The organism is Peribacillus sp. NPDC060253 (assembly GCF_042727425.1).
Taxonomy (GTDB): Bacteria; Bacillota; Bacilli; order Bacillales; family DSM-1321; genus Peribacillus.
On the sequence record NZ_JBHXAS010000188.1, the window covers coordinates 1 to 6,456 of the forward strand.

The 6,456-nt window shown below is 35.5% G+C and carries 3 protein-coding genes and 2 pseudogenes; all 5 read right to left on the minus strand.

Going from position 1 to position 6,456, the window contains the following annotated elements; all coding sequences use genetic code 11:
* Positions 1-144 precede the first annotated feature (144 nt).
* Positions 145-552 (minus strand): annotated as a pseudogene (locus tag ACFWE9_RS25400) (integrase core domain-containing protein); the annotation flags it as partial.
* Between the two features lie 1,140 nt (positions 553-1,692).
* Positions 1,693-2,259: pseudogene (locus ACFWE9_RS25405) on the minus strand (tyrosine-type recombinase/integrase).
* A 392-nt stretch (positions 2,260-2,651) separates the two neighbouring features.
* The gene (locus ACFWE9_RS25410) at positions 2,652-3,974 is read right to left on the minus strand and encodes a CitMHS family transporter (RefSeq protein WP_377359424.1); all 1,323 of its coding nucleotides are present in this window, start codon (positions 3,972-3,974) and stop codon (positions 2,652-2,654) included.
* Positions 3,975-4,374: 400 nt separating this feature from the next.
* Positions 4,375-5,499, minus strand: a complete 1,125-nt coding sequence (locus tag ACFWE9_RS25415; protein WP_377359426.1) for an AbrB family transcriptional regulator — start codon at positions 5,497-5,499, stop codon at positions 4,375-4,377.
* Between the two features lie 47 nt (positions 5,500-5,546).
* Positions 5,547-6,407, minus strand: coding sequence for a LysR family transcriptional regulator (locus ACFWE9_RS25420; protein ID WP_144478282.1), 861 nt, complete (start codon positions 6,405-6,407; stop codon positions 5,547-5,549).
* Between the last annotated feature and the right edge of the window lie 49 nt (positions 6,408-6,456).

Consider the following 6,456-nt stretch of genomic DNA (forward strand, 5'->3'; position numbering starts at 1 on the left):
AAACTGCATGTAATTTTTCGTCTATCGTATATTTAGTCAAAAAAACTGCACCTCCAATTGTTAGATGTTGTCTAACAATTGGGGTGCAGTTCATTTTGAAGATTTGAACTGTGCCCCATTTTACGGACAGTATAAAAAAAGTGCCTAAGCGGCTAATAAGTGGTCCCGGTATTGTACCGGGGCCATTTTCTTTAGCCCCCATTGGTTACGATGTTCATTATATTCTTCAATAACTCGATCAATTTCTTCATTCACATCCGTTATATTAGTACATGTTTTATATTCTGCCAAATCCTTAAAGTGGCCAAATAAACTTTCCATTGGCGCATTAACCCAACAGTTTCCTTTGCGGGACATGGATTGGGTTATCCCGAGTTCCTTCACTTTGCGTTGAAAGAGCGGATGGGTGTAATGGAACCCCTGTTCAGAATGAAGGATTGCACTCGGATGGAACTCGTGACACACAGCCTGCTTTTGCTTATTTAAAGTCTCGTAAACGGTATCCATTTCTAATGAAGTAGATAGATGGTACGTAACGATTTCTTTTGTGGCGGCATCTTTTACGCAGGATAATTACGCTTTTTGGCCTTTCCCATAAAAAAGATAGGTAATGTCAGTAAGCAGGATCTTCCCTGGCACCTCCTGATTGAATTTACGATTAAGGAGGTTTGGACAAGTAAGGTGCTCCTTGGTTGCCTTGGCCATCTTCCGATACGGGTTGGCCCTTCTGATTTTTTGCCAGAAGATTATATTTTGTCATCAACCGTCTGTTTTCTTATGATTTATTACGGCAGAGTAGTCATTCTCCATAATCATTTTGATTTGGAGAACGCCTACTTTTTCCTTTTTATTGATGAAAATATTTCTGATCAATTCTATGTCCAATCCATCCTGTTCTTCACGAAGCTCACTATAAGGAGCTGCCTCTAACCAATCATAGTAACCACTTCGACTTACACCAGCCAATTTGCATAGATAAGAAACAGCCTTCTTTAATTGGTGTATTTTAATCGTTCTTTCAATCAGATAGAACTTCTCAGCAGAAGTTAGAATTATTTCTTCGATTTCACATTATAGTAGGTCACAAATATTCATCAATAGATATAGCAATACGTTTGCATATGATAAATTTGAAACAAAACATAAATACAACCTTGATTCAAGTAAACTGGTTTTGAGCTAAGGTCCAATTCCACCGTTTTATATCGTAAAGTAAAACAGATAAAAGAACATGGAGAGATAAATGTGTGGTCAATTTTTTTCACAAAGTTATATCTATAATCGTTTATTTTATAATGATTCGCTATATTTCTGGACAAGACCCAAAAGAAAAAGAATATATCTGATTTGAAAGTTAAAACAACTGATGGTTTATATCAAATTAACATTGCACCTAGAGACACTCGAGAAATAAACCAACATGTAGACTTTATAAAACGATTTTCATAAGGTTAAATTATATAACAACCACTTTTATGGTTTTTACAAAAGAGAGCCTCTACTATCCATTAAGTTAATAGAGACTCAACCAAATAAATAAAGAAAATGTGTGGCATTTGATTAATTATTCTTTTGAAAATTTTTGAAGAACGCCTATATGAATGTTGTCATCCGTGCATTAATACAGAAATATTCAATTTACACATATGCTAAAAGAGAAGACTAGAAAATCTTCTCTTTTCCCTTTATTATTTAATCCTTATCAAGAAATTTTGTTCTTTTCTCTCCCAGCAGTTTAGCAGCCTTTTTAGCCTTCTCCTGCTCAGGGTTTGTATAGAGGGCAGCAGTTGTGGTCGACGTATGACCCAGTTGAGTCATCAGCAAATGGATGTCTCCTGACTGCTCCATTAAGTTCGTCCCATATGTATGCCTCAGTTTGTGTGGTGACATCGATTTATTGGACTTAAATGCCTTCGTTTATTTCTTTACTAGCGCCTCAATGGCGCGGTTGGAAAGAGGGGTGGCTCCATTATTCACCCTAGTCAAGAATACATAGGCCGTATCATTATTTAAACCCCTATAACGTTCCGATCGCACAGCTAGGTAATCTTTTATGTCCTGCATGGACGGAGGAGAGACTGCCACTACATCCTTTTTTCCACCCTTACGTAATACATGTATTTGTTTTTCCTCGAAATCCAAGTCTCGTAGCCTTAAGTTGGATAACTCATTCACCCTGATGCCACTTCCCAAGAAGAGGGATAAGATTGCAAAATCACGTTCCTTGTCTCTTTTAAAAAAATGATTTTGAAAGTTCACTGGAAAAGGAGGCGAACCAGGTATGGTCTAACTTGCCTGATCAACGCCTTAAGAGGGTGGGTTTTTTTAGAAAAGACATCGATTTGGAGAAAAAGGACCAGTTTGTCCGTACTTATATCAATGAGCGTTTTGTGGAACGGTTGAAAAAAGAAATGAAACTTGGTAAGTAAGTCATGGGAGGGCATGCTTTACATTAACATAATTAATGATAAAAATATTTACAATCACTAATCCAACAGATTCACATAAAAACAGTAAATACATCAGTATCCATCTTATTTCATGGTTTCAATTATGGAAATTCACCTGACAACAAAGTTGTATCAAAAAACTATCTAGCTGAAAAATGCGACAAAAGTCCTTGCAAACAAGTATACAAGGACTTTTATAAGTTACATAAAAGAAATAGCACCACTAATTATAGCTAATACTGTTAAGATTAACGATGTCAAGATGGCCCATTTGTATGCGAATTTCTGATATTCTCCAAGGTCTTTATCAACCATACCAACTAATAGAATGGTTGATGCAACAAGTGGACTCATTAAATGAGCGGGTTGTCCCAATATAGAAGCCCGAGCAATTTCTAACGGACTAATACCATAGGCTGAAGCTGCTTCTGCAAGAATAGGGAGAACTCCAAAATAATAGGCATCATTCGATAAAACGAAAGTGAATGGCATACTTGTAATGCCAACAATGACAGGAAAAAACTGTCCTAATGAAGCAGGTATTATCGCAACCAGTCCATTAGCAATAGCATCAACCATTTTTGTACCGGAAAAGATTCCTGCAAATACTCCTGCCGCAAAAACTAATAGAACAACAATTAACGCGTTTCCAGAGTGTGCCAAGATACGTCTTTTTTGCATTTCCAGATTGGGATAATTAATCATTAAAGCAATAGCGAATCCAACCAAAAATAAAATAGGGGAAGGTACCAATCCCATAATAAGAATGACCATAATGCCTACCACAATTAATAAGTTAACCCACAAAAAACGAGGACGTTTAATGTTAATATGAGGAAATGTTTCAATGGCTTCATTTTCTACAGAAGCAGCTATTTCATTTTTCAACTCTTCTATGTGTATTACACCAAGTCGTTTACGTTCTTTTTTCCCTAAAATAAATGCGACGAAAATAACCCAAAGAGCACCACCGATCATGGTAGGAATAAGTGGAACAAAAAATTCGGATGCATCAAGTCCCAATACGGCTATTGCTCGGGTAGCAGGTCCACCCCAGGGGGTCATACCACTCATAACACTTAAAGCTAGCATGGCTACTGTGGCTAAAACCAATGGATTCATACCGATTCGTTTATAAAGTGGATACATAGCTGAAACAGTAATAATATACGTTGTTGTACCGTCTCCATCTAGGGCCACGAGTAATGCAAGAATTGTGGTACCTATCGAAATTTTGACAGGATCTCCCTTGACAACTTCTAATAACTTTTTGATAAGTGGGTCAAATAAGCCCGTGTCTATCATAATACCAAAAAACAATATGGCGAATAATAATAGTGCAGCAGAAGGAGCGACTAGCTTAATGCCTTCCATCATCATAGTGCCAATTTTACTTCCAAAACCACCAACTGTTGCAAAAACGATCGGAACTAAAGTTAAAGCAACAATGGGTGATAAACGTTTGGACATAATTAAATAGGTAAAAACGGTAACCATGGAGATGCCTAAAATTGTAAGAAACATTATTATATCCCCTCCTATATTTTGAATGCGCTTTCAAATAATTTCTGGATGACTAAGAAATAATTTTGTGACTCTTCAGAAAAATTAACTGGTAGATTAATAAGTTTTACACTATGCTTATGCGCGCTATTCTTTATTAAAGGTAATACAGAGAGAACAATAAGTTAAATACATATTTTTTTTGTATTGGTATCAAAATAATTTATTCTTTAATAAAGAATGGGGAGGAGAGCAAATAAAGCCATAGGATAAGTGATTCAATAACGAATTTTTTTGAAATTTAATGCTATTTTTAGTATTTAAAAAGAAGTCATCATCTAATTATTGTGGATGATAACCTTCATTTTTTTAAAAATCAGACTTTTTCAGTGTTCTTGAGCAAAGCTCGCTCCTTTTTTATTTAACATTTAGTTTTAACGTTACTGTTCTTGTCTTTTTTTCTTAAACTTAATTTTAATACCAATCTTAGTAATGGAGGCACTGCGGCATAAATAAAAGCCATCCGAAATAGTTGATAGCTGGTAACAGTAGATACATCAGCATTTACTTCTTGTGCAATGATTCCCATTTGATCCATTCCACCAGGGGCTAAACTTAAAAAACCCGTAATAGTTGATAAATCATAATACTGGGTCAGTAGAAAACTAAAAAACATTGTTGCGCAGATCAAAATCAGTCCGTTCATCAAAGCCAAAAATAAGGTTTTTCTTTTGTTGTCAAGTTGTTCCGGTTTTAATAGTAAACCGATATAACCGCCAACCATAAATTGAGATATATCAAGAAGTGAAGGAGGAAGTGGTGGTCCCTGCAAACCAAAAAGGCCTATTGCAGCAACAGCGATTACTGGTCCCAAAAAGTAAGGAGCTGGTAATTTGATTATTTTACCTATTCTTGCTGCGAGGAAACAAATAAGCGCGAACAGAAAGATAAGAGGAAATAAATCACTCCACACTGGAATAACGTTATCCATTATTTTAGATGAGTCGTTGGTACTTTTCGCTGCAAAAATAGGACTGAAAATTAAAAGGGGAACTAAGAAAACAACCATTATCACTCTTGTAACATGGAAAAAGGTTACTGTCGTAATATCAATACCTTTCATTTCTTCTGCAAACACAACAATTTGTGACAAACCTCCAGGAATACTACTCGTTAAGGAGGTAGGATAGTCAATGCCGGAATATTTTGTCATAACAAAAGCTGAACATACACACACAAGGACAATTAAGGTTGTAAGGATCAACATTGAGGGAAGGTGACTAATCATGTCAGACAGTGAGCTCTTGGTAAAAGAGATGCCAATTGAATAACCTACAATAATTAATCCAGTATTTCTCATCGAAAAGGGCCAAATTAATTTAACGTTTTTGAAACGTGATGCAATTAATAGGGCTGCCATTGGACCTAGAAGCCAGGGGATTGGCAACCTGATAAGAGAGAAAAGGCCGCCTCCAATAAAAGCAGTTATAAGTGCAGCTGAAAATTGGATTTTCTTGCTTGCATTATTTAAATCCCACTTTTTCATATTAATTCTCTTCCTTTGTACTAGTTTTAATTCGTTTCGTCTTATTTCTATTGTTTAGAATCATTAAGAAAATCTATAAATGCTTTTACTTGTGCCAAATCCATAGTCACATCCCGATAAAAAACCCAAGTTTCTCTAAGCAAATAGCTATTATCGCTTAATACAATGGGGAAAGTATACAATGGTTCATCATTTTTAATACAGATTTCTGGTAAAATGGCATATCCTAGTCCATTGAGAACCAGTTCTTTACATGTTTCAATCCGATCTACCTCCATTGAAATCTTAGGTGGTACCGCAAAGGTTTCCTGCCACCAGTTTTCAATAGTATTCCTTAACGATTGGTCTGTCTGATAATTAACTCTAGGAAGAAAAGGAAGTTCTTTTAATTCAATTTTTTTACTGGAGGCAATACAAATCTTTTCTTCTTGAAATAACACTTTATTTTCCTGCCATTTGTAAGGGCCTCTAACTATCCCGAGGTGTGCTTCTTCTTTTTGAAGCATTTGATGAATTTGAGAACTCCATCCAGTTTTCAAACTAATTTCAACCTCTGGATATAGGGTTAGAAATTCTTTTAATAATACTGGTAGTTTATAACGGGCAAACAAGCCAGATACACCCAAACGCAAAGTTCCTTTTACTTTTTTATCCAAATTTGAAATGTGTTCTTTTGCAGCTCCTAATTGCTTACGCATATTTTTCGAATATTGAACGAGGTATTCCCCTTCAACTGTAAACTCGACACCTCTTTTGCCTCTAGAGATTAAATTTGTTTTGAACTCTTTTTCCAGCTGTTTTATACGATAGGATAAAGCTGGCTGAGAAATAAATAGTCGTTGTGCTGCCTTTGTTATATTTCTTTCTTCGTAAAGAGTAATTAAAATAAGCCAATCTTTTTCATCCATAAAATTTTTCTCCTTTAACCATAAAAAATATTTATGGGTAATTATAAAT

Excerpts from the sequence above, each read along its gene's own strand:
- ACFWE9_RS25410 (WP_377359424.1), bottom strand. The coding sequence starts at position 3,974 with ATGTTTCTTACAATTTTAGGCATCTCCATGGTTACCGTTTTTACCTAT.
- ACFWE9_RS25415 (WP_377359426.1), bottom strand. The coding sequence starts at position 5,499 with ATGAAAAAGTGGGATTTAAATAATGCAAGCAAGAAAATCCAATTTTCA.
- ACFWE9_RS25420 (WP_144478282.1), bottom strand. The coding sequence starts at position 6,407 with ATGGATGAAAAAGATTGGCTTATTTTAATTACTCTTTACGAAGAAAGA.